This window comes from Hyphomicrobium sp. 01T421, from assembly GCF_056398805.1.
On the sequence record NZ_JBFTQC010000001.1, the window covers coordinates 2,275,050 to 2,301,552 of the forward strand.

Below are 26,503 nucleotides of genomic sequence, written 5' to 3' on the forward strand. Positions count from 1 at the left end.
CATTACTATGTCCATTTTGACGCGATGTGCGCCCAGGCGAACTCCGAAGCAGTCAATAGGTCCCGGCCGCTCAACGCAGGCGTCATAAACCATTTTTGATTGCGAGACGCTTCGGCGCCGCCCATAGCTTTGTGGTAAACTATTTCGAGTAGGCCGCAGGTCGAACCGAGATGGCCGTCTCGGGGTTTCACGAGTCTCCCCGATGCCGGGGAACAAGGGATGCCATGGGCAAGAACGAGCAGAAGGTCGTGAAGCCGGAAGATCCGGAAATCCGCGATTGGACGGACTCGATATCGTCCGTTATCGCGTATGGCGGAACGGAACGCGCCGACAATATTCTGGAAGAAGTCGTCGAACGGGCACGGGCCAGCGGTGCGGCAATTCCTTTTGCGTCGAGCACCGCCTACATCAACACTATCAGCGTCGACGACGAAGCGAAGCTCCCTGGGAATCGCGAACTCGAACATCGGATCTCGGCCGCTATTCGCTGGAACGCGGCCGCGTTGGTGCTGCGTGCGAACAAAGAGTCGACGGAGCTCGGCGGCCATATCGCGAGCTACCAGTCCGCGGCGATGCTCTACGAAACCGGGTTCAATCACTTTTGGCACGCGCCGTCCGAGAGCCACGGCGGCGATCTCATTCTCATCCAGGGACATTCGTCGCCGGGAATTTATGCGCGCGCATTCCTAGAAGGCCGGCTCGACGAAGACCGGCTCCTGCATTTCCGGCGCGAAGTCGGTGGACGTGGGCTTTCGTCCTATCCGCATCCTTGGTTGATGCCGGATTTCTGGCAGTTCCCCACGGTCTCGATGGGTCTCGGGCCGTTGATGGCGATCTATCAGGCGCGTTTTCTCAAGTATCTCCACGCGCGCGGATTGGCCGATACGGAAGACCGCAAGGTTTGGGTTTTCTGCGGCGACGGCGAGATGGACGAGCCGGAAAGTCTCGGCGCGATATCGCTCGCGGGCCGCGAGAAGCTCGACAACCTGATCTTCGTCGTGAATTGCAATTTGCAGCGGCTGGATGGGCCGGTGCGCGGCAACGGAAAGATCATTCAAGAACTCGAACGCAATTTCCGCGGCGCGGGCTGGAACGTGCTCAAGGTCATCTGGGGCTCGCAATGGGACGAGCTTCTGGCGCGCGATACGACCGGCAAACTCCGCCAGTTGATGGAAGAGTGCGTCGACGGCGAATATCAGGTCTTCAAGTCGCGCGACGGCGCCTTCATCCGCAAGCACTTCTTCGGGCGCTATCCGGAAACGGCGGCGCTCGTCGAGGATTGGTCGGATGAGAAGATCTGGCGCTTGACGCGCGGCGGGCACGATCCGTCGAAAGTTTACGCGGCGTATGCGGCGGCGACGCAGCAAAAGGGCCTGCCGACGTGCATCCTGGCGAAGACCGTCAAGGGTTACGGCATGGGACAGGCGGGCGAAGGCACGATGCTCGCCCATCAATCAAAGAAGATGGATGTCGACGCGCTTCGGCAGTTCCGCGATCGCTTCAAGGTTCCGGTGACCGACGAGCAGTTGGCCGAGTTGCCTTTCATTCGATTTCCGAAGGGTTCGCCCGAGGATGAATATCTGCATAAGACGCGGCGGAATCTCGGTGGTTATCTGCCGTCGCGCCGGCGCAAGTCGTCGGTAACGCTTCAGGCGCCGCCGCTCTCGCTGTTTGAGTCACAGCTCAAGGGCTCCGAAGGGCGTGAGATCTCGACGACGATGGCGTTCGTGCGAATCCTGACGGCGCTGATGCGCGACAAGGAGCTTGGCCGGCGCATCGTTCCGATCGTGCCCGACGAGAGCCGCACCTTCGGCATGGAAGGCATGTTCCGGCAGTTCGGCATCTTCAGTCAGGTCGGTCAGCTGTACCGGCCGGAGGATGCCGATCAGCTGATGTTCTACAAGGAAGACAAGTCCGGCCAGATGCTGCAGGAAGGCATCAACGAGGCCGGTGCGATGGCATCGTGGATTGCCGCCGCGACGAGCTATTCGACGTCGGACGTGCCGATGGTGCCGTTCTACATCTTCTATTCGATGTTCGGTTTTCAGCGCATCGGCGATCTTGCGTGGGCTGCTGGTGACGAACGCTGCCGCGGTTTTCTGCTCGGGGGCACCTCGGGGCGTACGACGCTCAACGGCGAGGGTTTGCAGCATGAGGATGGCCACAGCCATCTCATTTCGGCGACGGTGCCGAACTGCATCTCGTACGATGCGACTTTCAACTACGAGGTCGCGGTCATCATCCAGAACGGCATGAAACGCATGCTGACGGATCAGGAAGACGTCTTCTTCTATCTGACGCTTCTGAACGAGAACTATGAGCATCCGCCGATGCCGGAGGGCGTCGAGGACGGCATCATCAAGGGGATGTATTTGTTCCGCGGTGCGCCCGACGGTGCGCCGGGCCACAAAGTTCAGCTCATGGGCTCCGGCGCGATCTTGCGCGAAGTCATCGCGGCCGCCGATCTGCTCCGTGACGATTGGGGTGTCCCTGCCGATATCTGGAGCGTGACGAGCTTTACGGAGCTTGCCCGCGAAGCGCATGACGTCGAGCGCTGGAACCTGCTGCATCCGACCGAGACGCCGCGTGTCCCGTATGTGAAGCAAATGATTTCCGAGCGCGGCGAGGGGCCAGTGATCGCCTCGACCGATTATATGAAGCTCTACGCCGATCAGGTTCGGCCTTCGGTTCCGAACCGGTATTCGGTTCTCGGCACGGATGGTTTCGGGCGTTCCGATTATCGCCGGACGCTCCGCTATTTCTTTGAGGTGGACCGGCATTTCGTGACGGTTGCCGCCCTCAAGGCTCTTGCTGACGAGAACAAGATTCCGTCCATCAAGGTTGCCGAAGCGATCGCGAAATACGGAATCGATCCCGATAAGGCCAATCCCGCGCACAGCTGATCAGAACAGGTTTCGATACATGCCGCTCGTCGACGTCAAGGTGCCGAACATCGGTGATTTCGAGAATGTGCCCGTCGTCGAAATTCAGGTGAAGCCAGGCGATGAGGTGAAGCTCGACGATCCGCTGATCACGCTCGAGAGCGACAAGGCTGCGATGGACGTGCCTGCGCCCTTTCAAGGCCGGGTCGCGGAAATTCTCGTCGCGATCGGCGACAAGGTGAGCGAAGGCATCGCCATCGTGAAGCTCGATACTTCGGGCGATGCGCAGTCCGAAGCGCCGGCTGGCAGCGGGAAGGGTGCTGCTAAGCCCGACGTTTCGGCGAAGGCTGCGAGTGCATCCGAAAAGTCGAAGTCCGTCGAAGCAACCCTCGACGCAAAAGACGCGGGATCGTTACCTCCGCCCGGCGATTTCGGGTCGGTTTATGCGAGCCCATCAGTCCGGCGCATCGCGCGCGACCTCGACGTCGATCTGACGAAGGTCAAAGGAACGGGCGACAAGGGCCGCATCACGAAGGATGATGTCAAAGCCTATATCGCGCGGAGCAGTCAGCCCGCGGCGGCGCCGGGCGCCGGTACAGGGCAGATGACGGGCATTCCGGAAATTCCGGCTCAGGATTTCTCGAAATACGGGCCGGTCGAAACCAAGCCGATGTCGCGGCTGAAAAGACTGACCGGGCCGAACCTGCATCGCGCGTGGTTGAACGTTCCGCATGTCACCAATTCCGACGAAGCCGACATCACCGATCTCGAAGCCTATCGACGGGATCTCGACGCGACGGCGAAAGGGAAGGGCTATCGCGTGACGCTTGTCGCGTTTCTGCTGAAAGCCTCGGTCTCGGCGCTGAAGGAATATCCGGACGTCAATTCGTCTCTGGCGCCGGGCAAAGATGCGCTTATCCTCAAGCGCTATTACAACATCGGTGTCGCGGTCGACACGCCGGACGGGCTCGTCGTTCCTGTCATTCGCGACGTCGATCGCAAGGGCGTTCTCGAATTGAGCCAGGAGCTGACGGCCGTTTCGGCCCGCATGCGCGATGCCAAGATCACGCCGACGGACATTCAAGGCGCGACGTTCTCGATATCGAGTCTCGGCGGGATCGGGGGCACGGGTTTCACGCCCATCGTCAACGCGCCGGAAGTCGCCATTTTGGGAGCGGTGCGCGCACAGATGAAGCCGCAATGGGACGGTTCGGCGTTTCAACCCAGGCTAATGCTGCCGCTCTGTCTTTCTTACGATCATCGCGTGGTCGATGGCGCGCTTGCGGCACGGTTCTTGAGAAAGATCTGCGATGCGCTGGCCGACGTTCGCCAGCTCGTCTTGTAGGGCGCGGGCATGACCAGAAAAGAAATTCGCGTTCCGGTTCTCGGCGACTTTGAAGATGTTCCCGTCATCGAAGTGCACGTGAAGGCGGGGGCGACCATCGCCGCCGAAGACGCACTCATTACGCTCGAGAGCGATAAGGCTTCGTTCGATGTTCCGGCGCCGGAGGGCGGCAAAGTCGTCGAGGTGCTGATCAAGGTCGGCGACAAGGTCAGCGAAGGAAGTCCGATCCTCACGCTCGAAACGGACGGCGAGACGGCGAGCGCAGCCGAGCCCGAAAAGGCGCCGCCGAAGAAGGAAGCGCCTCCGACTGCTCCCGCATCAGTGGAAAAATTTTCAGGTTCTGCGGATCATTCTTGCGACGTGCTGGTGCTGGGTGCGGGGCCTGGAGGTTATTCCGCAGCCTTTCGCGCGGCCGATCTCGGCGCGAAGACCATCCTCGTCGATCGGTGGCCGGCGCTCGGCGGTGTTTGCCTGAATGTCGGCTGTATTCCATCGAAGGCGCTGCTGCATACGGCGTTCGTCATCGACGAGGCGGCGGCGTTGGGGAAGCACGGCATTACGTTTGCCGCGCCGAAAATCGATCTGAAAAAGCTTGCGGCATTCAAAGACGCTGTGGTCGGCAAGCTGACCGGCGGGCTCGCGTCGATTGCGAAGGCGCGTAAGGTCACGACGCTGCGCGGGACCGGCACATTCGTCGATGATCATCATATGGCTGTCGTGTTCGACGATGGGCACGAAGAGGTGGTGCGTTTCGAAAAGGCCATCATCGCTGCCGGATCGGAAGCGGCGGCGTTGCCGTTCATGCCGTCTGATCCGCGTATCGTCGATTCGACGGGGGCGCTCGAGCTTCCGCAAATTCCCGATAAGATGCTCGTCATCGGCGGCGGCATCATCGGGCTCGAGATGGCGACGGTTTATTCGACGCTTGGCGCGCGGCTCGATGTCGTCGAGCTGCTCGATGGCCTGATGCTCGGCGCCGATCGCGATCTCGTCAACGTCTGGCAGAAGGTCAATGCGCGCCGCTTCGACCGTGTGATGCTCAAGACCAAAGTCGTCGCGGTCGAAGCGAAGCAAAACGGCATTTATGTAAGATTTGAAGGTGCCGACGCACCGGCCGAGCCGCAGCGCTACGGAATGGTGCTCGTCGCTGTCGGGCGCAAGCCGAACGGCAAGGAGATTGGCGCAGGCAACGCGGGTGTCGGCGTTACGGACCGTGGCTTCATTCCGGTCGACAAGCAGATGCGGACGAATGTTGCGAACATATTCGCCATCGGCGACATCGCGGATGAGCCGATGCTCGCGCATAAGGCCGTCCACCAGGGTCACGTCGCGGCGGAGAACGCGGCGGGGAAGAAGAGTTTCTTCGATGCTCGCCAGATTCCGTCTGTCGCCTACACCGATCCCGAGATTGCGTGGGCGGGTTTGACCGAGACTGAGGCTAAGGCGCGGGGCATTGCGTATAAGAAAGCAGTGTTTCCTTGGGCGGCGTCGGGGCGTGCCATCGCGAACGGCCGGGACGAGGGCTTTACAAAGCTCCTTTTTGACGAGGGCACGGAGCAGATCATCGGCGGCGCCATCGTCGGCACGGAAGCCGGAAATCTGATTTCCGAGATTTGTCTCGCCATCGAAATGGGCGCGGACGCAGTCGATATAGGCAAGACGATCCATCCTCATCCGACGCTGTCGGAATCCGTCGGCATGGCCGCTGAGGTGGCGGAAGGCGTCTGTACGGACCTGATGCCGCCCAAACCGCCGCGGGGCCGGACCTGAGGCTTCGCAGGCCTTACAACCTGGATGGTGGCCAAGGCTTGGGCTTGGGGCCGGCAGCCCTTGCTTTCGGGGGGGCGGTTGGCTATATCAGCGCCATTCGACGTCGCCGTCGGATGGTCATGAGGAAGATCAGCCGGTTGGGCGCCCCATAGGGGTCCCCGAATTCTGACCGGCAGGGCTGCGGCCCATCACGGCGACATCACATCCAGACATCCGCGCCATCAAGCCAGGCATCGCGTTCGCGCGGGTCTGCCTATTGGCGCTTCATACATCAACCCAAACTCGCCCGGCCGCCGAGCCGGGCACCACGTCGTTATCAAGGAGAACGAATGTCCGCTGAAGTTGCCAATAAAGATTTTAATCCCTCGCGCGAAGATTTTGCCGCGCTTCTCGCCGAGAGCCTTGCCAAGGACGACCTGTTCGAAGGTTCCGTCGTAAAGGGCAAGATCGTCGGCATCGAAAAAGACATGGCAATCATCGACGTCGGCCTGAAAATGGAAGGCCGCGTCGCGATGAAGGAGTTCGGCCTTAACGGCAAGCCGAGCGATCTCAAGGTCGGCGATACTGTTGAAGTCTACCTGGAGCGCGTCGAGAACGCGCTCGGTGAAGCGGTTCTCTCGCGCGACAAGGCTCGCCGCGAAGAAAGCTGGACCCGCCTCGAGCGCCTCTACGAAAAGGGCGAGAAGGTTACGGGCGTCATCTTCAACAAGGTCAAGGGCGGCTTCACGGTCGATCTCGACGGCGCCGTCGCGTTCCTTCCGGGCAGCCAGGTCGACATTCGCCCCGTTCGCGATATCGGACCGCTGATGCATCAGCAGCAGCCCTTCCAGATCCTGAAGATGGATCGCCGTCGCGGCAACATCGTTGTCTCGCGCCGCTCGGTTCTCGAAGAGAGCCGCGCCGAGCAGAGGACGGAAATCGTCGCTCGTCTCGCCGAAGGCCAGATCATCGACGGCCTCGTCAAGAACATCACCGATTACGGTGCGTTCATCGATCTCGGCGGCATCGACGGTCTTCTCCACGTTACCGACATGGCATGGCGCCGCGTCAACCATCCGTCCGAAATCCTCAACGTCGGCGATACGGTGAAGGTGCAGATCATCCGCATCAATCCGGAAACGCAGCGTATTTCGCTCGGTATGAAGCAGCTTCAGTCTGACCCGTGGTCGGCAATCGAAGCCAAGTATCCGGTCGGCGCTCGCGTCAAGGGCACCGTGACGAACATTGCCGATTACGGTGCGTTCGTTGAACTGGAGCCGGGCGTCGAAGGCCTGATCCACGTTTCGGAAATGAGCTGGACGAAGAAGAACACGCACCCTGGCAAGATCGTCTCGACGAGCCAGCAGGTCGAGGTTCAGGTTCTCGAAGTCGATCCGCAGAAGCGCCGTATCTCGCTCGGCCTGAAGCAGACGCAGGAGAACCCGTGGGATTCGTTCCTGACGCAGCACCCGAAGGGCTCGGTCGTCGAAGGTCCGATCCGCAACATCACCGAGTTCGGTCTGTTCATCGGTCTCGACAACGGCATCGACGGCATGGTCCACCTCTCGGATCTCGACTGGCAGAAGGCCGGCGACGAAGTCATCAAGGACTACAAGAAGGGCGACAACGTCAAAGCGATGGTTCTTGACGTCGATGGCTCGAAGGAGCGCATTTCGCTCGGCGTCAAGCAGCTGTCGGGCGATCCGGCAGACGCCATGGCGAAGTACAAGAAGGGCGATGCCGTCACCGGTACGGTCACGTCGGTCAGCGAAGCTGGTATCGAGCTCAGGATCGCAGACAGCGAGTTGACGTCGTTCATCAAGCGCGCCGATCTCTCGCGTGACCGCTCGGAGCAGCGTCCGGAACGCTTCAACGTCGGCGACAAGGTCGACGCGGCCGTCCTCTCGGTCGACAAGGCAGCGCGCCGTATCGCGGTTTCGATCAAGGCGCTCGAGCTGGCGGAAGAAAAGCAGGCGGTTGCTCAGTACGGTTCGACCGACTCGGGCGCTTCGCTGGGCGACATCTTCAAGGCTGCCATCAAGAAGCGCGAAGGCGCCGAAGACTCCGAGTAATCGGCTCGGCCCGGCTCGGGCCGGGCTTTGGTCCGGCCTCGGTCAGACTTAAGAAATTGGAGGCGCGCGGCAAACTCTGCTGCGCGCCTTAACTTTTGGGCGAGACGTCGCGGGCTTCCCCGTTGCTCGCGGCCGCAACCTTGCCTACGTTCGCCGCCAGAACGATCCGCGCTGACGGGCCTCCCGCTCGACTTGCCGCGAGATGACGGAAAGGGCACCACCCCCAATGCTTGAAACGGAAACGGTTCTCGATCGCAGGCGACTTCGCCGGTCGGTATCGATTTGGCGCGCAGCCGGGCTCGCCGGCCTCCTTCTCGCGATCGGCGCGCTGGCATTTGGCGGCGACAAGCTTGCGTCGCTCACCGGCGAAAAGCAGATCGCCCGCGTGACAATCGAAGGCACCATTACGGAAGATCGCGATCAGCTCAAAATGCTGAAGGACATCGGCGACGACAACAGCGTCTCCGGCGTTCTGCTGTTCATCAACAGTCCCGGCGGCACGACAACGGGGGGCGAGGCGCTCTTCGAAGGCATCCGTACGCTTGCCAAAAAGAAGCCCGTCGTTGCTCAATTCGGCACCGTGGCGGCGTCGGCCGCCTACATTGCCGGGCTTGCCACAGATCACATCGTGGCTCGCGGCAATACGATTACCGGCTCGGTGGGTGTCATCGTGCAGTGGCCTGAGGTCGTCCAATTGTTGGACAAGATCGGCGTCAAAATGAACGAGGTTAAGAGTGGCCCGCTGAAGGCTTCACCCTCGCCATTCGAGCCGCTCGACGACGCCAGCAGGAAGGTCGCCGAGGGCATGGTGGCCGATGGCTTCAAATGGTTCATCGGCCTGGTCGAGACCCGCCGGGGCGTCAAAGCAGCCAATATTCCGGGTCTTCTGGAGGGCCGAATCTACTCGGGCCGTGAGGCGCTCGATGCAAAGTTGATCGATCAACTTGGCGGCGAGGACGAAGCGGTCAAATGGCTCAAGGACGTTAAAAGCGTTCCCCAAACGGCGAAAGTCACCGACTGGAAGGCCGGAAACAGCAGCGGTTACGGCTTTGCCGGCATGTCGGCGGGCATTGCGGGCTGGTTGCTCGGACCGGCAGCGGGGGACGCCGTAAATTTTTTGCTTCGTGATCGGATGATTTCCACGCTCGGACTTGACGGTCTTCTCTCAGTTTGGCACCCTTCTGAAAAATAAGAAGAAATGGTCGCCGAAGCTGGGAGCGAAACGTGATCAAATCGGAGCTGGTGCAACGGATTGCCACTGCCAATCCGCATCTTTACCATCGGGATGTCGAACGCATCGTCAACGTAATTTTCGATGAAATTGTCGATGCTTTATCGCGAGGTGATCGCGTGGAGCTTCGCGGTTTCGGTGCGTTCACGGTCAAGCATCGTGCATCACGACAGGGAAGAAATCCGCGCACGGGAACCACGGTCGCCGTTGCCGAGAAATTCGTGCCGTTCTTTAAAACCGGCAAGGAACTTCGCGACCGGTTGAATAAGCTTAACGGCAGCAAACACTGACGATACGGCGCTTGCTGTTCGTTGCGCGCACGCCAAGTGAGGAAAGATCATGTTCAGGCGTATTCTGGCGCTGCTAATCGGCTTTCCGATCGGCATCATCCTTGTCGCGATTGCGGTTTCCAACCGGCAGCCAGTGGATCTGATCCTCGATCCCTTCCGTCCGGAAACGCCAGCGCTTTCCATTGAGCTGCCGTTCTACATTTATCTCATGGTTGCTCTCGTCGTCGGCGTCATCCTTGGCGGCATTGCGACGTGGATGGGTCAGAGCCGATGGCGCCAGACGGCGCGGTCGCAAGGCCGGCGCGCAGCGCGCTGGCAAGCGGAAGCCGATCGCCTCGCGCGCGAACGCGAAGCAGCTGCCGACCCGGCTGATCAGCGACTGGCCATCTCCGGCCGTTGACCGAAGCGAGATCCTAAATGTCATTCGATGCGCTGACGCTTTTCGGACTCGTGTCCGTCAGCCTGATGCTGTTGTTCTACGCATTCGAGGATAGCAGCCCTTGGTGCATCCTCGGATTTTCCGTCGCTTGCGCGATGGGTTCGGTCTATGGATTTCTGCAAGGCGCCTGGCCCTTCGGTCTGGTCGAAGGCATTTGGACTTTTATTGCTTTGAAGCGCTGGCAAAAGCGCCGGCTCGCGGGCGGGCCCGCGCTGTAACGCACGAAGTTTGATGGTCACCACAGCCAAAATTTGCGGGATCACGACGCCTGAAGCGTTGGAAGCGGCCATCTCCGGCGGCGCCGACTACATCGGGCTTGTGTTTTATGCGAAGAGCCCGCGCCATCTCGATATCCCTCGAGCCAAGCGACTGGCCGAGCTGGCACGCGGTAGGGCCAAGATCGTCGCGCTGACGGTCGACGCGGATGACGACACGCTGCAAGAGATTGTCGATGACGTTGGTCCCGACATCCTGCAACTGCACGGCAAGGAAATGCCGGAACGCGTCGCCGCCATCAAGAAGCAATTCGGCCGCGAGGTTATCAAAGCGATTGCCGTCGCGACGGCCGGAGACGCGGAGCGCGCGCGCAGCTACGCGGGCGCTGCAGATCTCATCCTCTTCGACGCGAAGGCGCCTCCGGGCTCGTTGCTTCCTGGCGGCAACGGATTGACGTTCGACTGGAATGCGCTCGACGGTGTCGCCGATGGCCTTGCGTTCATGCTTTCGGGCGGGCTTCAACCAGACAACGTGGCGGATGCGATCGCGTTGACGCGCCCGATCGCGGTCGATGTGTCGTCGGGGGTCGAGAGTGCGCCGGGCATCAAGGACCTTGATAAGATCCGTCGCTTTCTTCTGGCCGTAAAGACAGCTAAGCAGACGTGATAATTTCATCTTCCTGATGGGCCAGGAAGAGAAGCGAGGCTTTCATGGCGACGAAATCGAACAAGACAGCGGAGGCCGCGCTCAACAGCTACGCCACCGGTCCCGACGACAGGGGATTTTTCGGCATATTCGGCGGCCGTTTCGTTGCCGAAACGTTGATGCCGCTGATCCTGGAGCTCGAGCGCGCTTACGACACCGCGAAAGCCGATCCGGAATTTCAGCGCGAACTCGATTACCTCAGCCTGCATTACGCGGGCCGGCCGAGCCCGCTCTATCACGCGGAGCGCATGACCGCTGAACTCGGCGGCGCGAAGATCTACTTCAAACGCGAAGAGCTGAACCACACGGGCTCGCACAAGATCAATAACTGCCTCGGGCAGATCCTGCTCGCGCGCCGTATGGGCAAGAAGCGGATCATTGCCGAGACGGGCGCCGGACAGCACGGCGTCGCCGTCGCGACGGTCTGCGCGAAGTACGGCATGGAATGCGAGATCTACATGGGCGCGACCGACGTTGAACGTCAGGCGCCCAACGTTGCGCGCATGACGTTGCTCGGCGCCAAGCTCAATCCCGTGACGTCGGGTGCGGGCACGCTGAAAGACGCGATGAACGAAGCGCTGCGCGATTGGGTCACCAACGTGCGCGACACCTACTACCTTATCGGCACGGCGGCGGGTCCGCATCCTTATCCGGCCATGGTGCGCGACTTCCAGTCGATCATCGGCCGTGAGACGCGTTCGCAGATGATGGAAGCCGAAGGCCGGTTGCCCGACACCATCGTTGCCTGCATCGGCGGCGGGTCGAATGCCATCGGCATTTTCCATCCGTTCCTCGACGACCCGGGTGTCGCGATCTATGGCGTCGAGGCCGGCGGCCATGGGATCGATGTCGAGAACGGCCACGCCGCGTCGATGACGGGTGGGTCGCCCGGCGTTCTGCACGGAAACCGCACGTATCTCTTGCAGGATCGCGACGGACAAATCCTCGAAGGCCACTCGATTTCCGCGGGCCTCGATTATCCGGGCGTCGGGCCAGAGCATTCATGGCTCAAGACTATCGGGCGTGTGACCTACGTCCCAGCGACGGACAAAGAAGCGCTCGAAGCCCTGCAGTACTGCACGCGGCTTGAAGGCATCATTCCGGCGCTCGAGTCGAGCCACGCACTGGCACTGGTGAAGAAGCTTGCGCCAACTTTGTCGAAGGATAACCTTCTCGTCGTCAATATTTCCGGCCGAGGCGACAAGGATCTCGCCACGGTCGCGAAGCATCTGGGCATGAAGATCTAGGATGACCAAGCACGTCACGCGCATCGATGCCCGCTTCGCGGCGCTTAAGAAAGAAAACCGGCCGGCGCTCATCACGTTCGTCACCGCCGGCGACCCCGATCCGGAAACGAGCGCGCAGATTCTCGGCGATCTCGTCAAAGCCGGCGCCGATATCATTGAGCTCGGCATGCCGTTCTCCGATCCGATGGCGGACGGTCCGGCAATTCAGGCCTCGTCGCAGCGGGCGCTGAAGGCCGGTCAGAACATGATCAAGACGCTGCATATGGTTCGCGATTTTCGCGTCCACGACAACACGACGCCGATCGTGCTGATGGGCTACTACAATCCGATCTACGTCTACGGCAACGAGCGCTTCATCCAGGATGCGAAGGCCGCGGGCGTCGACGGCCTCATTGTCGTCGATGTGCCGCCCGAGGCGGACGACGAGCTATGCCTGCCGGCGCTCAACGCAGGGCTCAATTTCATCCGGCTCGCGACGCCGACGACGGACAAGGCGCGTTTGCCCACCGTTTTGCAAAATACGTCGGGTTTTGTTTACTATGTTTCCATTACGGGCATCACGGGGGCCGCGGCGCCCGTCGTTAACGATGTTCACAGCCAAGTGAAGGCGATCAAGGCCGAGACGCCCTTACCGGTTGTCGTGGGCTTCGGCGTTCGATCCGGCGCGCAGGCCAAGGCGATCTCGAAGGGGGCTGATGGCGTGGTCGTCGGCTCAGCCATTGTTTCTATTATAGAAAAGTCCCTCGGAGCAAAGGGCGAGGGCACGGATGCGACCCGGAAAGGCGTGACGGACCTCGTCAAGGAATTGAGCTTGGCGCTATCGGCCGACTAGCGCTTTCCTTGGATAAGTTCTATTGGAGAGGGCCTTCTGCACCCCCATTTTGGGCATTGTCCTAGCGCCGGTCCCTCGAGAGGCGCTAAAAATGGTGGACTGCGAGGAGCTTGCCATTGTGCCCGCACGTTGAAGCGATAGGCACCTGCTGCGGCTTACAAGGAGCCAAGAACACGTGAATTGGATTAACAACGTCGTCCGCCCAAAGATCAGTGGGCTCTTATCGACGGCGAAGCGCGACGTTCCGGATAACCTCTGGGTGAAGTGCCCGGATTCAGGTCAGATGGTCTTCTACAAAGACCTCGAGGCCAACGAGTTCGTAGTGCCCGGCTCGAACTATCACATGCGCATGGGTTCGCAGCAGCGCCTGCAGCATACGTTCGATGCCGGCGAGTATCGCACCGTCCCAGTGCCGACCGTGCAGCAAGATCCGTTGAAGTTTCGTGATGGGCGCAAATATTCCGATCGTCTGAAAGACGCGAAGGCTGCGACGAAGCTCGATGATGCCGTTCTCGTCGGCGAAGGCGAACTCGAAGGTTTGCCGGTTGTCGCTGCGGCTCAGGACTTCCGCTTCATGGCCGGTTCGCTCGGCATGGCCGCCGGAGAGGCGATCATCGCCGGCATGCAGCGCGCGCTCGATCTCCGAACGCCGTTTATTCTATTCGCGGCTTCAGGTGGCGCGCGCATGCAGGAGGGCATCCTTTCCCTCATGCAAATGCCGCGTACGACGATTGCCGTGCAGCGTCTAAGGGATGCGCGGCTTCCCTACATCGTCGTTCTGACGGATCCGACGACGGGCGGCGTGACCGCTTCCTACGCGATGCTCGGAGATATCCATATCGCGGAGCCCGGCGCGCTTATTTGCTTCGCGGGTCCGCGCGTCATTCAGCAGACGATCCGCGAGCAGTTGCCGGACGGCTTCCAGCGTGCGGAATATCTGCTTTCGCACGGCATGATCGATATGGTCGTGCATCGTCATCAGATGCGGGAGACGCTTGCGCGCGTCTGCAAGCTCCTGATGAGTGGGGTGCAGGCGACGAAGGCGAAAGACACACGCAAGATGAATGGAAAGCCGTACGTCAACGGCGCTCCAGTCGATAGCAAAGTCATCGAGACGGCCGCACGGGAGAGCGGCGTCGTCGAACCGGAGGCTGTGCCAAACAGCCAACGCTTCGAGCCGGGCAAGGGCGACAAGCCGAAGCGCGATGAGGCGGGATCGTCAACATCGGCAAATCCCAAAGATGCGCCTCGCGGCGCCTAGCACTTCTCGAAGGTATTACGGGGCATGACCTCGTCGACGACACGGCCCACAAGCGACGCTTTACTGGCCGACATGATGCTCTTGCATCCGAAGCTGATCGATCTTTCGCTCGGCCGCGTAGAGCGGCTGCTTGCAAAGCTCGGCCATCCCGAAACGAAACTTCCGCCGGTGGTCCACATTGCGGGCACCAACGGCAAGGGGTCGGTTACGGCGTATCTTCGCGCTTTTGCCGAAGCTGCCGGAAAGCGCGTGCACGTCTACACATCGCCTCATCTCGTGCGGTTTCACGAGCGAATTTCGCTTGCCGGAGATGATGGCAAATCGCGTCCGATCGACGAAGACCTGCTCGTCGATGTGCTGACGCGCGTCCAAGCGGTGAACGACGGCGACGACATCACGCAATTCGAGATCACCACAGCGGCCGCGTTTCTCGCGTTCTCGGAACGGCCGGCCGACGTTCTCCTACTTGAAGTCGGCCTCGGCGGCCGGCTCGACGCGACGAACGTCATTGCCGAGCCCGCGCTCACGGTCATCACGCCGATCTCAATGGACCACGCCGAGAAGCTCGGACCGACGCTCGCCAAGATCGCTTTCGAAAAGTCCGGCATTCTGAAGCGTGGCGTTCCTGGGATCATCTCGCAGCAAACCGATGATGTTCTCGCGGTCCTTGAATCGCGCGCGCGGGCAGTAAAAACGTCGCTGACCGTCTGGGGTCGCGATTACGATGCTTACGAGCAGACAGGCCGTCTTATCGTGCAGCAGAACGACCGTCTGCTCGACTTGCCGTTGCCGGCGCTCATCGGGCGGCATCAGATCATCAACGCCGGAACCGCCGTGGCGGCGGCGCTGACGCTCGGCGAAAGAATACCCTCTCTCGCGATCGACGAAAGCGCTCTCGAAGCGGGACTTCGTGCCGTCGAATGGCCGGCGCGGATGCAGCGCCTGACGTCAGGGCCGCTGGCCGATATTCTTGGCGACGAGACGGAGCTATGGCTCGACGGCGGTCATAATCCCGCGGCCGGGGATATGCTCGCCGATACGCTGGCAATGCTCGATGAGAAGTCGCCGAAGCCCGTCTATTTGATTGTCGGAATGATGGGCCAGAAGGATGCGCTGGGTTTTCTTGCGCCGTTCCGGGGGCTTGTGCGGGCCATCTATACAGTTCCGATCCCCGGAGCCAACGAGGCGCCGCATAGCGAAGAGAACCTTGCCGAGGTCGCGCGCGGGGCCGGCATGCAGGCGGCTGATCGCAAAAACGTGATTGATGCGCTCCAAACGATTGCCGGGCTTTCGAAGGGGCCGAAGCGCGTTCTGATATGCGGATCGCTCTATCTTGCAGGATATGTACTTTTATTGCACAAAGGGCATGAATAAAGTCGGCAAGGCAGCGGGGTTCGTTGCGCAAGGTCAAAGTGCTTCGCCCGCATTTCGATATTTACAGTACGAAAAGGTCACAAAAATCGCTAGGTTGGTCGGACAATGTCGGCCACGGCCAATGGCGAAGCATAGCTGATCTGCCAACTGAGAAGTCGAGGCTTCCGGGACCAAAGCATAACAGAGCAACTCTAGAGAACTCCAACACCAACAAGACCGCCGTTTAGGCGTCATTCGGAGGAGATGCACGATGCAGCATGTAGCAATGGACAAGCTGAAAGGGCGGCAGATCATCAAGCCGCGCTATGACAATTTCATCGGCGGCAAGTGGGTCGCTCCTGTCCGCGGCCAGTACTTCTCCAACGTAACGCCGATCACCGGACAGCAGGTGTGCGAGGTCGCCCGTTCGACAGCAGAAGACATCGAACTCGCGCTCGACGCGGCACATAAAGCAAAAGACGCTTGGGGCAATGCCTCTCCCGCGACGCGCGCTCGCGTGCTGACGAAAATCGCCGACCGGATGGAAGAAAATCTCGACATCCTCGCTCTCGTCGAGACGATCGATAACGGCAAGCCGATCCGCGAGACGACGCACGCCGATCTTCCCTTAGCCATCGATCATTTCCGCTATTTCGCCGGCTGCGTTCGCGCGCAGGAAGGCTCGATCGCTGAGATCGATCACGACACGGTCGCCTATCATTTCCACGAGCCGCTCGGCGTGGTCGGTCAGATCATTCCGTGGAACTTCCCGCTGCTGATGGCGGTCTGGAAGCTCGCGCCGGCGCTTGCTGCCGGTAACTGCGTCGTGCTGAAGCCCGCCGAGCAGACGCCGATGTCGATCATGGTCCTCATGGATCTGATCGCCGACATCCTTCCTGAAGGCGTCCTGAACGTCGTCAACGGTTTCGGCATCGAGGCCGGAAAGCCGCTTGCTCAGAACAAGCGCATCGCCAAGATCGCATTCACCGGCGAGACCACGACGGGCCGTCTGATCATGCAGTATGCGTCGGAAAACATCATTCCGTGCACGCTGGAACTCGGCGGCAAGTCGCCCAACATCTTCTTCGCCGACGTCATGGAAGCCGACGACGAGTACTTCGACAAGTGCCTCGAAGGGTTCACGATGTTCGCGTTGAACCAGGGCGAAGTTTGCACGTGCCCCAGCCGTGCGCTCATCCAGCGTTCGATCTATGAGAAGTTCATGGAGCGGGCTTTGGAGCGCGTGGTGAAGATCAAGCAGGGTCATCCGATGGATGCCTCGACGATGATCGGCGCCCAGGCTTCCAACGATCAGCTCGAGAAGATCCTGAGCTACATCGAGATCGGCAAGGGCGAAGGCGCGCGCGTTCTGACGGGCGGCCGTCGCGCCAATCTCAGTGGCGAGCTTGCGAGCGGCTATTACGTCGAGCCGACCGTGCTCGAAGGCCACAACAAGATGCGCGTATTCCAGGAAGAGATCTTCGGGCCGGTCGTGTCGGTTACGACCTTCGAAGACGACGAGGAAGCGCTCTCGATCGCCAACGACACGCTTTATGGCCTTGGCTCGGGCGTGTGGACGCGTAACGGAACGCGGGCCTATCGGATGGGCCGCGCGATCAAGGCTGGCCGCGTTTGGACCAACTGCTACCACGCATACCCGGCGCACGCTGCGTTCGGTGGCTACAAGCAGTCGGGTATCGGCCGCGAGACGCACAAGATGATGCTCGACCATTACCAGCAGACGAAGAACATGCTCGTCAGCTACAGCCCGAAGGCTCTCGGCTTCTTCTGATGCCGGGCCTCGCGTAAGATCGAAGGGCATGTGCCGATCCCGGCGCATGCCCTTTTTCTCAACACGGAGGGAGAGCCAGATGGTCAATCGCGTGACGGCTACGCCCGATACTCTGACGCTTCTCAAGAAGCTCGAAGGTATCCATGGGCCACTGCTCTTTCATCAATCGGGCGGTTGCTGCGATGGCAGCGCGCCCATGTGCTACCCCCGGGCCGAGTTCAAGGTTGGTGCGCAAGACGTTTACATGGGCGAGATTGGCGGCCAGCCGTTCTACATGGGCAAGTCGCAGTTCGAATACTGGCAGCACACGCATCTCATCATCGATGTCGTGCCGGGACGCGGATCCGGCTTCTCGGTCGAAGGTCCGGAGGGCGTTCGCTTCCTGACGCGCTCGCGCATCTTTTCGGATGCCGAAAACATCGAACTCGATGCTCTGGGTCCGCCGCCGAGCGGCGTCGAACATCCGCCTCTTTAGGCAATCAAAAAAATTCAAATTTCGGGAGAAGAGCCGATGACGGTTTCAAGGACGCTGCGCGACATCACGGGCCTTGGCTATACGCCTGCGCGCATCGCCAACTCTGCGCTGATCCTCATCGATTGCCAGAATACGTATCGCGAGGGCGTTATGCAGCTCGAGGGCGTCGAGCCAGCGCTCGTCGAATGCCAGGGTCTCTTGAAGCGGTACCGCGATGCCGGGCGTCCGGTCATTCACATCCAGCACGATGCGGGTGCCGGAACGCCTTACGACGTCAACGACCGTATCGGCGCCATCGCTGACGTGGTGAGCCCCAAAGCGGGAGAGCCCGTTGTCGTGAAGAACTTCCCAAGTTCGTTCGAAAAGACGAACCTCGATGAGCTTCTGAAAGGCTATGGCGTCGAGGAATTGACCATCGCCGGGTTCATGACGCATGTGTGCGTGAATTCAACGGCGCGCGCCGCTTTCAATCACGGCTATCGCGCGACTGTGGTCGGCAATGCGACGGCGACCCGCTCGCTTCCCAATCCTTCCGGCGGCTCTATTTCGGCGAAGGAGCTTCACGAAGCCAGCCTCGTGGGGCTCAACGATATGTTTGCCGTCGTCGTGCCGACGGCAGACAAGATCACGGACTGATCGCCGGTCCGAATGCAAATTCCAAAAAAAAAAAACCCCGCGTTCAGCGGGGTTTTTCAATTTCAGATGTGTCGTGACTGGCGCGCGCCTTAAACGGCAGCGGCGACGCTCGACGTGATCCAGTCTTCGAGTTTTTTCTTCTGCACGATCGCGCCGGTGTGCTGGGCGGCGACCTTGCCACCCTTGAAGATCAGCAGCGTCGGCATAGCGCGTATACCGTAATGACCGGTGACCTGCGGGTTCTCGTCAACGTCGATTTTCACGACTTTCACTTTGCCGGTCATCTCCTTAGCGACCTGATCGAGTGCCGGCGCCATGGCTTTGCACGGTCCGCACCACGTCGCGTGGAAATCGACGAGAACCGGTTCGCTAGACTTCAGAACTTCCTCTTCGAAGCTGGCGTCTGTCACTGCGTTAGACATTGATTATGCTCCATTTTCGGGCCCGTTCTATCGGCCGATCCCGACTTGCCGCCCGTCGGCGGGCAAAAGAAAAACTGATCCATGAAGTAGGGATTAGGTCAGGAAGCGTCAAGGCTCCCCCAATCGAGGTCCCAAAGACGGACCGTATAAAGATCGAGGACGTCGCCCGGAATTTCCATGAGTCGGGGGCCGTCCGTCCAGAGCAGCGCGGCCCGCACCATCCGGCCGGGATAGATTTCTCGAAGAGCCAGCCGATATGCCGCAAGCTGATAAAGATAGGCGTCTGCAACTTGGCGGACGTCGGCTGGCGGCGGGCGATTGGTCTTGTAATCGACGACGAGCACTTCGCCTTCGGTCAGCGCCAAGCGATCAATCTGGCCCGATAAATCGAGGGCAGGTCCCTTACCGTTCGGCCGCGGTATGACGGCGGCGATCGGCGCCTCCGCAACGCTGTCGGCTCCGAAGATCGCGGCGAAACTCGGGTGCTCTAAAACGGCCAGCGTTTCCTTCACGATGCTCGCGCGCACTCTCGCGGGAAGAGCTGCGCCGCGTTTGTCGACGAAGGCGGTCGCGATCATCTCGCGCTGGTCAATAGCAATCGAGGGCAGATGCTGAAGGAGCGCGTGCGTGATCGTTCCGCGTAAGAACCGATTGGCGCCGCCGACACCGAGCGGCGAGGGCGTGTCGTTCGTCGCTGCAGCGTCCTGTTTGACGGGAACGCGCGGCTCGCCCTCGGCATCGGGTGCATAGGGTTCCAGACGAGAGGGCGCGAGCGGCACGGAAAGTTTCGGTTCGGCTGGCGCACGGCGCGTTGCGAAGCCGGGCCGGGCAAACGCGCTCTGTTCGGCTCGCTTTTCGTGCTTCGGCTTTTCGGGATCCGCTATTTGCGGCCGTTCCATGCGCCAAATTTTCTTGCCGTCGCCGAGATCGATTTCCTCCATGGCAGGGATCAACGCAGCAGACGCCACGTCATACCAGCAGCCATCGGCGCGACCGCGCTTGGTTTCGAAGCCCGCGATGTAGAGCCTGTCCCTGGCTCGCGTCATGGCGACGTAGAGGAGGCGATTGCGCTCTTCCGTGTCGGCCTGTTCCTTTTCTCTTCGCGCCCCTTCGACGGCCGGAACGCGATTGGTGCCCTTGACGCACCAGACGATCGCTTCGGCGGATTCCTCCGCAAGCGAACGTGCGGCAAGTTTCACGAGACGCGAAGATGCGTCGTCACCGGACGACGTGGTGCAAGTGTCGGGAAGGAGGACGATCGGCGCCTCGAGGCCTTTTGCACCGTGCACGGTCATGACGCGAACTTCATCGCGGCCGTGCTCCATGTCGCGCTTCACTTCTGGGTTCGCGTCGCGAAGCTTCGCTAGAAATTGCGTAAGCGACGGTGGATTGCTTTCGTCGAAGGAGAGCGCGAGATCGAGGAATTCGTCGATGACGTCGGCGGCTTCGGGCCCGAGCCGGTTCAGCATTTTCTCGCGGCCGCCGTCGCGATCGAGAATGCCTGAGAAAAATTCGAAGGGCGGCGTGAAGTCGGATTTGGCGCGCCAGCGCTTCAGCGTTTCGGCTGCGTCCGTGAATGCGGAATTCGTATCGGCGCTTTCGAGCAGTGCGGACCACAGCGTCCGTTTGCGGCCATGCGCGATTTCGAGGAGATGGTCGTCGTTGAGATTGAAGAGCGGGCCCTTCAGAACGGTTGCCAACGCCAGATCGTCTTCAGGCAAGGTCAAGAAGTCGCCGAGGACGATCAGGTCCTGAACTGCGATCTGATCCGTCAGCCTGACCCGGTCCGAGCCTGCGACGGGGATGTGACGCCGCTTGAGTGCCGCGACCATGGGCACCGCAAACGGGTTTCGCTTGCGCACGAGGATCAAGATATCGCCGGCGCGAATGGGACGGTTCTCGGAAGGCAATCGTTCTCCGGCGTCGATCCAGCCCTTGATCGTATCTGCGATGCGATCCGCGAGCCGGTTAGCGGGCGAACGCTCGTTCGTATCGGAAAGCGGGTTCCACGGATCGGCGACGACCGTTTCGTCGGGCATCTCGGTCGGCCATATCTCGACCAAGCCCGCATGCCCGATACGGTTGGCGACGTGGTCGATGCTGCCGTTGTCGGCGGTCAATCCGGGCGTACGCACCGGATCGGCAAACACGCGATCGACGGCCGCCAGTACGGGCGCGACGGTACGGAATGAGAGCGTGAGGGGAACGCGTCTCCATGCGAGATTGGCGCCGGTCGCGAGTGTTGCGAAGCGCTGGCCCATTTCGGCGAACATCTTCGGCGCGGCGCCCTGGAACGAATAGATCGACTGCTTTTCGTCACCGACGGCAAAAACGGTGCGAGTCACCGCGCCCGCGCCCATATCGGCGAAGAACTCGTGCGCGAGTGCGGAAATGATCTCCCACTGCTCGGGGCTCGTGTCCTGCGCTTCGTCGACGAGAATATGATCGAGACCGCCGTCCAGCTTGAAAAGCACCCACTGCGCCTGGCCTTTTTTGCTCGTCAGAAGTTCGCGGGTTTTCAGAATGAGATCGTCGAAATCGAGCGCGCCGGCGGAATTGCGTGCAGCCGCGTAGCGCCTCAGCACCGAGCCCGCGAGCTGATAAAGGGCGAGCGACGCGTCGATGAGCGTCAGCGCTTTCAATTCCTGAGACAGCTTGAAGAAATTCTGCTGCGCTTGCTGGCAGCGATCATGCAGGCCCGGTTTCGCCTGGGAAAGGGCCTTCGACATGAGGCTCTTTCGGAGCGCTTCTCCGTTATCGACGAGAAAGTAATCGCCGAGAACGTGCGCGCGGCGCTGGGGCTCGGCGTGCGCCATCATGGCGATCAATTTTGCGCTATGGCCGGCATCCGTTTTGCCGCCGGACGCGAGCAGTTCGGACAGTTCACGGACGTCTTCCTTCGAGAGAACGTTCGCGCATTCGGTATGAAGATCGGCGACCGCGACGGCCGCGCGCACGTTGAGTTCTTTGCGAAGGTGAGCATCCATCGCCGCGAGCCCGTCTTCGATCCTGCCGGGTTCGACGTGGGCGGTGGCTTCGAGCCACTTACGCTCCTCGACCGCCTTGGAAATAAGCTGATCGAAATGCGCGTCGGCGGCGTAGCGAATGACGAAATCGAGCGCCTTTCCAAGCGACGCATTCGGTGCGCCGGTCGCCTCGGTCAACGTCGCCTCGATCGCGTCGGCCTTGAGTTCGCGGGCGGCCTGGTCGTCGAGGATCTTGAAATCCGGTGGCACGCCGGCTTCCAGCGGGAAGCGTTGCAAGAGCCGCTCGGCAAAGGCGTGGATGGTTTGCACCTTGAGGCCGCCGGGCGTTTCGATGGCAAGCGCGAAGAGCGTTCGGGCGCGTTGCATCAAGTCGACGGAGGCGGGCAGGCCGACGATCTTGGAAAGGTCTTTGTGCAGCGTATTGTCATCGGCCGTTACCCAGCCGGCGAGACGGTCGAAAACGCGTTTCGACATTTCGGCCGCGGCCGCCTTCGTAAAGGTGAGGCAGAGGAGGCGCTCGGGACGCGTTCCGGCGAGCAACAGGCGCAATACGCGCAGCGTCAAAACGTGTGTCTTGCCGGTTCCGGCGTTGGCGTTGACCCAGGCTGAATTTTGCGGGGCGGAAGCGTCGCTCTGTGCTTGATCGGTGAAGCGGCGGATGTCTTCGGGCGAGGTCTTCTTGATTTCGAGGTTCAAGACGCTGCCTCCTCGTCGACGTGTGCCGACCATTCGGCAACGCGCGCGAGATGCGCGTACGCATCGAAATCGTAACGATAGCCGGGCCGCCGGATGGCGCGGTAGGGCGTTTCCACGCGATCGAACGCGGTAATCAGTTGTTCAAGTCCCGCGCGCGCTTCGGCAGCGAGTGCTGCGACGTCGTCGCATTTGATCGTCCGCTCTTCGCCGGGCGGCTCGGCGCCTGAAGCGCGGATGTAGCGCAACGCTTCGACGGTGTGTCCGCTGAGGTGCGGAAATCCGACTTCGCCGAGCGCGATTGCGGCTTCGAGCGGCAACTGCGGCGAGCGTCCCGCCTTGACGGCTGTGTCGCTCGGCGCGGCTCCCGTCTTGTAGTCGGTAATGATAATGGCCGCGCCCTTATCGTCGATGCGATCGGCCCGTGCGGTCAGCGTGAATGGTTTGATGCCCGTGTCGAGGACAAGCCTTCCGGACGTCTCGGCGATGATTGCCTGGACGCCGTCGCGCCGCGATGCCTCCGTCATCGCAAACCATGCGAGGAAGCGTTTGAGGCGCGGCAGCCAGAAGGCGGCGACGCGGGGATGCCCCGTGTAGGTTTCGAGTACGGTGGTGGCGATGCGTTCCAACTCCGCACGCGGGTCCGTGGGCAGCGCGCTTGGATACTCGGTCGCAAATTGCGACATGACACTGTGCACCAGTCCGCCGCGGAGACTAGCGTCCGGCGCTGCACCGAGCTCCGGCAACGGATCGAGCTTCAGGACGTGGCGTGCGAAGATCGCGTAGGGATTGCTCGTCCAACGCTCAATCTCGGTCACGCTCAATTTTCGCGGACGTGCATCGACGGGAGGTCTGGGCTCCGGCGCATCGACGCGAATCTCATTTTTCTTATCAATAAAGTCTCTGGATCGCGCCCAAGCCAGCCAAGGTTTGTCCGCCTCGAGAGCCGGCAAAAGCTCCATGCCTTTTAGGAGCGCCGTCGTGCGCATCAGCCAGCGCGACGGCACCGTCGGCACGCCGCCGACCTTTTCGGCGCGCGTCAGGTAGACGGTCTCGGCGCCGAGAAGCGAGACGAAGTCGTGGGCGGCGCGGCCGGTTTCCTCCTCGGGTGAGGGAAGCCCCAGCTCCGTCCGCATCGGCCGGTTGAGCCAAGCGCCGGGCTCGGCCGCTTCGGGCCAGGTGCCTTCATTCAGCGAGCCGACGATCAGCACATCGGGTTGCTGCAGGCGCGCTTCGAAGGGGCCCCAGATCGCAATGCGCGGATGCACCGCAGTGCGCTCGCGGACGTTTTCCTTGGCGAGCAGCGTCGCATAGAGATCGGCGTAATCGGTGGCGCGTATTTCGACGTCGGGTGTTTCGGGTTTCAGAAGCTCCATGAAGAAGCGGCTGGCGGCATCGCCGGCTTCACCCTGCCAAAGCGGGTTCTGGCCGTTGGATGTGGACGCTTCATCCTCGGGCAGTGCGGCTAGAGCTTCGGCGCTCTCGGCATGGGCACGGGCGAAATCGGCGAGCGTGTGCGGGCTTTGATCGGCGTAGAGATCGGTCAGCGGCTTGAAAGCTTCCGCAACCTTCGTGACGAGGAGGCGCGCGCCTTCGCGGTCTTCGGCCCACAGGCGGCGCGCGGCGACGTGTATGAATTTCTTTTCGCCGTCGTCGCGCTCGGCCGTATCGAGTGCCGCGATAATCCCTTCCACGCCGCGGCCGAGGTAGGCCGTGCGGAAGGCACTGATTTCGAGCGCGCGCGCGAAGCGGCGAATATCGAAGGTTTTCATGCCGGCGCGGCACAGCGGGTGGCGCAGCAGCGCCATCGTCTCGGCGGGTGCGAAATCGCTGACGACCGCGTTGATGACGAGAGCCAGAAAAGCGCCCGGAACGGTTTTCGCGAACGGCCGTCCGGCGCTGTCGTCAACACGGATGCCCCAGGCTTCGAGACGGATCGCGACGCGGCGCGCGAGCAATCGGTCCGGCGAAACGAGCGCGGCGGTCCGACCCGGCATTTCGATGGCTTCGCGCAGTATCAGCGCAACGGTTTCGGCTTCGTCCTGCGCCGATGGCGCTTCGATCAAGGATACGCCGGAAAGCGCTTCTCTAAGTTTTTCGCGGTCGGCATTGGCTGCAAATTCGTGCCAGCGCGCGGTCGTTGCGGAAGGCCGCATCGCCTCGCTGAAAAACGCTGAGCGCGCGGTGCGGGCCGCGTCGACGTTGACGCCGGGCAATGTCTTCACGTCACTTCTCGAAATGCCGAGGCCGTCGAGTAGCTTCCGCAAGCCGAACTGCGGGTGCTCCGGGTGGAGCGGCACGATCTGGTTCCAGCTCTCCTCGTCCAGCGTGTGGTCGAGAGCGGGAAGGACGATGGCGCCTGAGGGGTGGGCGGCGACGGCCCGCATCAACGTAACCGTTGAAGGGATGGAGCCCGTGACGCCCGCGACGATCACGACCTCGTCGGGTTTCAGCCGCGCGATGCGATCGGCTTCGGCGAGGATCAGCGCGTTGCGGCGGGCTTCGGGCGACGTCAAGCCGTGCGCCTCGAGATGGAGCGGCCAGTACTCGGTGACGATCTTCAGGAAGTCGACCGTCTTGTTCCAGTGCTCGGAGTAGGCTTCGGGAACGAGCGTTTGGATGCCAGACAGCGAGACGTTCTCGCGTTCGATGTCGTCCATCAGCTTGCCGAGTTCGGCGGCGAGCTGGGCTGCTTGTGCCGGCGTCGATCCGAGTGTGGTGTTCCCCGATTGCGAGGCGGTTTCCGCCATCGACTGGCGCCACCGCGCGACGAGCTGCATCAAGGTCAGCATACGGTCGAGTGCATTGATCGCGGGCGGTTGCTCCAGCGCTTCCGCGCCGGATGGACCTAGTTCCGCAATGCTTGTGATCAGCGAGAGGTCGCCTTCGCCTTCGGAGATCGGCTGGATGCGCGGCATGATCAGCGCACGCGTGTTCGCGACGGCCAGGAAAGCTTCGCGCGCGACGCGTGCCGCGCGGCGTGTCGGAAGCAGGAGCGTGATTTTCGGAAGCGTCAGAATGCCGGGCGGCGTGCCACCGGCGGCCGGGAGATCGCCGTTCAAGATCGCGCGTGCGAGCGCTTCAAGGAACGGCACTCCGAGCGGCAATGTAAAAACGTTGCCGGACATCAATCGGAACTCGTCGTCAGCGGTGCTCTGAGCGCGGCTTCCGCTTCCTTGAGAGCATCGGGGGTGCCGACGTGCATCCAAATGCCTTCGAGGCGGAGACCATAAAGCCGGCCCTTGTCGATGGCGCGATCCCACAGTTTGTTCAATGAGAACGGACCGCTCGGCGCGTTTTCGAACAGACGCGGGTGGGTGATCGAAACTCCGGCGAAGACGAACGGCGCAAGGCGCGGGCCGGTTTGGCGCGTCAGGTGGCCCGTCGCGTCCATCTGGAAATCGCCGGGACCGTCGTAGCCGATGCTCGAGGCGAGAGGCGCAACGAGCATGAGGCTGTCCATTAGGTTTTCATCGAAACCGCTCAGCAGGCGGTCGAGGTTGGAGCCCAGCCCTTCGATCCACACTGAATCGGAATTATGGATGACGAACGGTCCGTCGCCGAGCTTCGGCAGCGCATGCAACGCGCCCCCGCCCGTATCGAGGAGTTTGTCGCGCTCGTCGGAAATGGTGATTTTCGGAGCGGAGCGGTGCGCCAGATGTTTTTCGATTTTGTCGGCGAGGTAATGAACGTTGACCACGGCGCGCTTGATGCCCGCGGCGGCTAGACGATCGAGCACGTGATCGATCAGAGGCTTGCCGTCGAGCGGCACGAGCGGCTTCGGCAGGGTATTGGTCAGCGGCCGCATGCGCTCGCCTTTGCCGGCTGCCAGTACGAAAGCGCTGGTGGGGCGCTTGGCGGACGTCATGTGAAGCG

Annotated in this window: 20 protein-coding genes; 16 read left to right on the forward strand and 4 right to left on the reverse strand. The window is 61.4% G+C overall.

Annotated features, from left to right (window positions below; all coding sequences use genetic code 11):
* The first annotated feature begins 224 nt into the window (after positions 1-224).
* The 16 genes from aceE (at position 225) to AC1DK3_RS10570 (ending at position 18,525) form a co-directional block, all read left to right on the forward strand.
* The gene (aceE, locus tag AC1DK3_RS10495) at positions 225-2,903 is read left to right on the forward strand and encodes a pyruvate dehydrogenase (acetyl-transferring), homodimeric type (protein WP_477192148.1); all 2,679 of its coding nucleotides are present in this window, start codon (positions 225-227) and stop codon (positions 2,901-2,903) included.
* A gap of 19 nt (positions 2,904-2,922) precedes the next feature.
* Positions 2,923-4,227 carry a 2-oxo acid dehydrogenase subunit E2 gene (locus tag AC1DK3_RS10500; protein WP_477192149.1) on the forward strand — a complete coding sequence of 435 codons (1,305 nt, stop codon included), beginning with the start codon at positions 2,923-2,925 and terminating at the stop codon, positions 4,225-4,227.
* A 9-nt stretch (positions 4,228-4,236) separates the two neighbouring features.
* Positions 4,237-5,997 carry a dihydrolipoyl dehydrogenase gene (lpdA, locus tag AC1DK3_RS10505; RefSeq protein ID WP_477192150.1) on the forward strand — a complete coding sequence of 587 codons (1,761 nt, stop codon included), beginning with the start codon at positions 4,237-4,239 and terminating at the stop codon, positions 5,995-5,997.
* 329 nt (positions 5,998-6,326) lie between these two features.
* On the forward strand, positions 6,327-8,048 hold the full coding sequence (rpsA, locus tag AC1DK3_RS10510) for a 30S ribosomal protein S1 (RefSeq protein WP_477192151.1): 1,722 nt from the start codon (positions 6,327-6,329) through the stop codon (positions 8,046-8,048).
* 226 nt (positions 8,049-8,274) lie between these two features.
* Complete coding sequence (sppA, locus tag AC1DK3_RS10515) at positions 8,275-9,240, forward strand: signal peptide peptidase SppA (protein ID WP_477192152.1); 966 nt, start codon at positions 8,275-8,277, stop codon at positions 9,238-9,240.
* A 32-nt stretch (positions 9,241-9,272) separates the two neighbouring features.
* Positions 9,273-9,569 (forward strand): integration host factor subunit beta, encoded by a 297-nt coding sequence (gene ihfB, locus AC1DK3_RS10520; RefSeq protein ID WP_092863431.1) that lies wholly within the window; start codon positions 9,273-9,275, stop codon positions 9,567-9,569.
* Between the two features lie 49 nt (positions 9,570-9,618).
* Positions 9,619-9,969: a LapA family protein gene (locus AC1DK3_RS10525; protein WP_339081829.1), complete on the forward strand. Its 351-nt coding sequence runs from the start codon at positions 9,619-9,621 to the stop codon at positions 9,967-9,969.
* A gap of 17 nt (positions 9,970-9,986) precedes the next feature.
* Entirely contained in the window at positions 9,987-10,226 is a 240-nt protein-coding gene (locus AC1DK3_RS10530) for a hypothetical protein (RefSeq protein WP_477192153.1), read from the forward strand.
* A 13-nt stretch (positions 10,227-10,239) separates the two neighbouring features.
* A complete protein-coding gene (locus AC1DK3_RS10535; protein WP_477192154.1) occupies positions 10,240-10,890 on the forward strand; it encodes a phosphoribosylanthranilate isomerase in 651 nt (216 codons plus the stop codon).
* A gap of 44 nt (positions 10,891-10,934) precedes the next feature.
* Entirely contained in the window at positions 10,935-12,176 is a 1,242-nt protein-coding gene (trpB, locus tag AC1DK3_RS10540; RefSeq protein WP_477192155.1) for a tryptophan synthase subunit beta, read from the forward strand.
* 1 nt (position 12,177) lies between these two features.
* Positions 12,178-13,008, forward strand: a complete 831-nt coding sequence (gene trpA / locus AC1DK3_RS10545; RefSeq protein WP_477192156.1) for a tryptophan synthase subunit alpha — start codon at positions 12,178-12,180, stop codon at positions 13,006-13,008.
* A 175-nt stretch (positions 13,009-13,183) separates the two neighbouring features.
* Complete coding sequence (gene accD / locus AC1DK3_RS10550) at positions 13,184-14,269, forward strand: acetyl-CoA carboxylase, carboxyltransferase subunit beta (protein ID WP_477192157.1); 1,086 nt, start codon at positions 13,184-13,186, stop codon at positions 14,267-14,269.
* A gap of 24 nt (positions 14,270-14,293) precedes the next feature.
* Entirely contained in the window at positions 14,294-15,643 is a 1,350-nt protein-coding gene (locus AC1DK3_RS10555) for a bifunctional folylpolyglutamate synthase/dihydrofolate synthase (protein ID WP_477192158.1), read from the forward strand.
* Positions 15,644-15,893: 250 nt separating this feature from the next.
* Positions 15,894-17,414, forward strand: coding sequence for an aldehyde dehydrogenase (gene adh, locus AC1DK3_RS10560; RefSeq protein WP_477192159.1), 1,521 nt, complete (start codon positions 15,894-15,896; stop codon positions 17,412-17,414).
* Between the two features lie 79 nt (positions 17,415-17,493).
* Positions 17,494-17,889 (forward strand): DUF779 domain-containing protein, encoded by a 396-nt coding sequence (locus AC1DK3_RS10565; protein ID WP_477192160.1) that lies wholly within the window; start codon positions 17,494-17,496, stop codon positions 17,887-17,889.
* Positions 17,890-17,925: 36 nt separating this feature from the next.
* Entirely contained in the window at positions 17,926-18,525 is a 600-nt protein-coding gene (locus AC1DK3_RS10570; RefSeq protein ID WP_477192161.1) for a cysteine hydrolase family protein, read from the forward strand.
* Between the two features lie 89 nt (positions 18,526-18,614).
* Here AC1DK3_RS10570 and trxA read toward each other — a convergent pair whose 3' ends face one another.
* From trxA to AC1DK3_RS10590, 4 genes are all read right to left on the reverse strand, one after another.
* Positions 18,615-18,947, reverse strand: coding sequence for a thioredoxin (trxA, locus tag AC1DK3_RS10575; protein WP_092863464.1), 333 nt, complete (start codon positions 18,945-18,947; stop codon positions 18,615-18,617).
* Between the two features lie 98 nt (positions 18,948-19,045).
* Positions 19,046-22,630: a double-strand break repair helicase AddA gene (addA, locus tag AC1DK3_RS10580; protein WP_477192162.1), complete on the reverse strand. Its 3,585-nt coding sequence runs from the start codon at positions 22,628-22,630 to the stop codon at positions 19,046-19,048.
* The gene (addB, locus tag AC1DK3_RS10585; RefSeq protein ID WP_477192163.1) at positions 22,627-25,755 is read right to left on the reverse strand and encodes a double-strand break repair protein AddB; all 3,129 of its coding nucleotides are present in this window, start codon (positions 25,753-25,755) and stop codon (positions 22,627-22,629) included. Before addB ends, addA begins: the two co-directional genes overlap by 4 nt.
* The gene (locus tag AC1DK3_RS10590) at positions 25,755-26,495 is read right to left on the reverse strand and encodes a nucleotidyltransferase family protein (protein ID WP_477192164.1); all 741 of its coding nucleotides are present in this window, start codon (positions 26,493-26,495) and stop codon (positions 25,755-25,757) included. The genes addB and AC1DK3_RS10590 overlap by 1 nt, the downstream gene beginning before the upstream one ends.
* Positions 26,496-26,503 lie beyond the last annotated feature (8 nt).

Excerpts from the sequence above, each read along its gene's own strand:
- aceE (WP_477192148.1), top strand. The coding sequence starts at position 225 with ATGGGCAAGAACGAGCAGAAGGTCGTGAAGCCGGAAGATCCGGAAATC.
- AC1DK3_RS10500 (WP_477192149.1), top strand. The coding sequence starts at position 2,923 with ATGCCGCTCGTCGACGTCAAGGTGCCGAACATCGGTGATTTCGAGAAT.
- lpdA (WP_477192150.1), top strand. The coding sequence starts at position 4,237 with ATGACCAGAAAAGAAATTCGCGTTCCGGTTCTCGGCGACTTTGAAGAT.
- rpsA (WP_477192151.1), top strand. The coding sequence starts at position 6,327 with ATGTCCGCTGAAGTTGCCAATAAAGATTTTAATCCCTCGCGCGAAGAT.
- sppA (WP_477192152.1), top strand. The coding sequence starts at position 8,275 with ATGCTTGAAACGGAAACGGTTCTCGATCGCAGGCGACTTCGCCGGTCG.
- AC1DK3_RS10525 (WP_339081829.1), top strand. The coding sequence starts at position 9,619 with ATGTTCAGGCGTATTCTGGCGCTGCTAATCGGCTTTCCGATCGGCATC.
- AC1DK3_RS10530 (WP_477192153.1), top strand. The coding sequence starts at position 9,987 with ATGTCATTCGATGCGCTGACGCTTTTCGGACTCGTGTCCGTCAGCCTG.
- AC1DK3_RS10535 (WP_477192154.1), top strand. The coding sequence starts at position 10,240 with ATGGTCACCACAGCCAAAATTTGCGGGATCACGACGCCTGAAGCGTTG.
- trpB (WP_477192155.1), top strand. The coding sequence starts at position 10,935 with ATGGCGACGAAATCGAACAAGACAGCGGAGGCCGCGCTCAACAGCTAC.
- trpA (WP_477192156.1), top strand. The coding sequence starts at position 12,178 with ATGACCAAGCACGTCACGCGCATCGATGCCCGCTTCGCGGCGCTTAAG.
- AC1DK3_RS10555 (WP_477192158.1), top strand. The coding sequence starts at position 14,294 with ATGACCTCGTCGACGACACGGCCCACAAGCGACGCTTTACTGGCCGAC.
- adh (WP_477192159.1), top strand. The coding sequence starts at position 15,894 with ATGCAGCATGTAGCAATGGACAAGCTGAAAGGGCGGCAGATCATCAAG.
- AC1DK3_RS10565 (WP_477192160.1), top strand. The coding sequence starts at position 17,494 with ATGGTCAATCGCGTGACGGCTACGCCCGATACTCTGACGCTTCTCAAG.
- AC1DK3_RS10570 (WP_477192161.1), top strand. The coding sequence starts at position 17,926 with ATGACGGTTTCAAGGACGCTGCGCGACATCACGGGCCTTGGCTATACG.
- trxA (WP_092863464.1), bottom strand. The coding sequence starts at position 18,947 with ATGTCTAACGCAGTGACAGACGCCAGCTTCGAAGAGGAAGTTCTGAAG.
- addB (WP_477192163.1), bottom strand. The coding sequence starts at position 25,755 with ATGTCCGGCAACGTTTTTACATTGCCGCTCGGAGTGCCGTTCCTTGAA.
- AC1DK3_RS10590 (WP_477192164.1), bottom strand. The coding sequence starts at position 26,495 with ATGACGTCCGCCAAGCGCCCCACCAGCGCTTTCGTACTGGCAGCCGGC.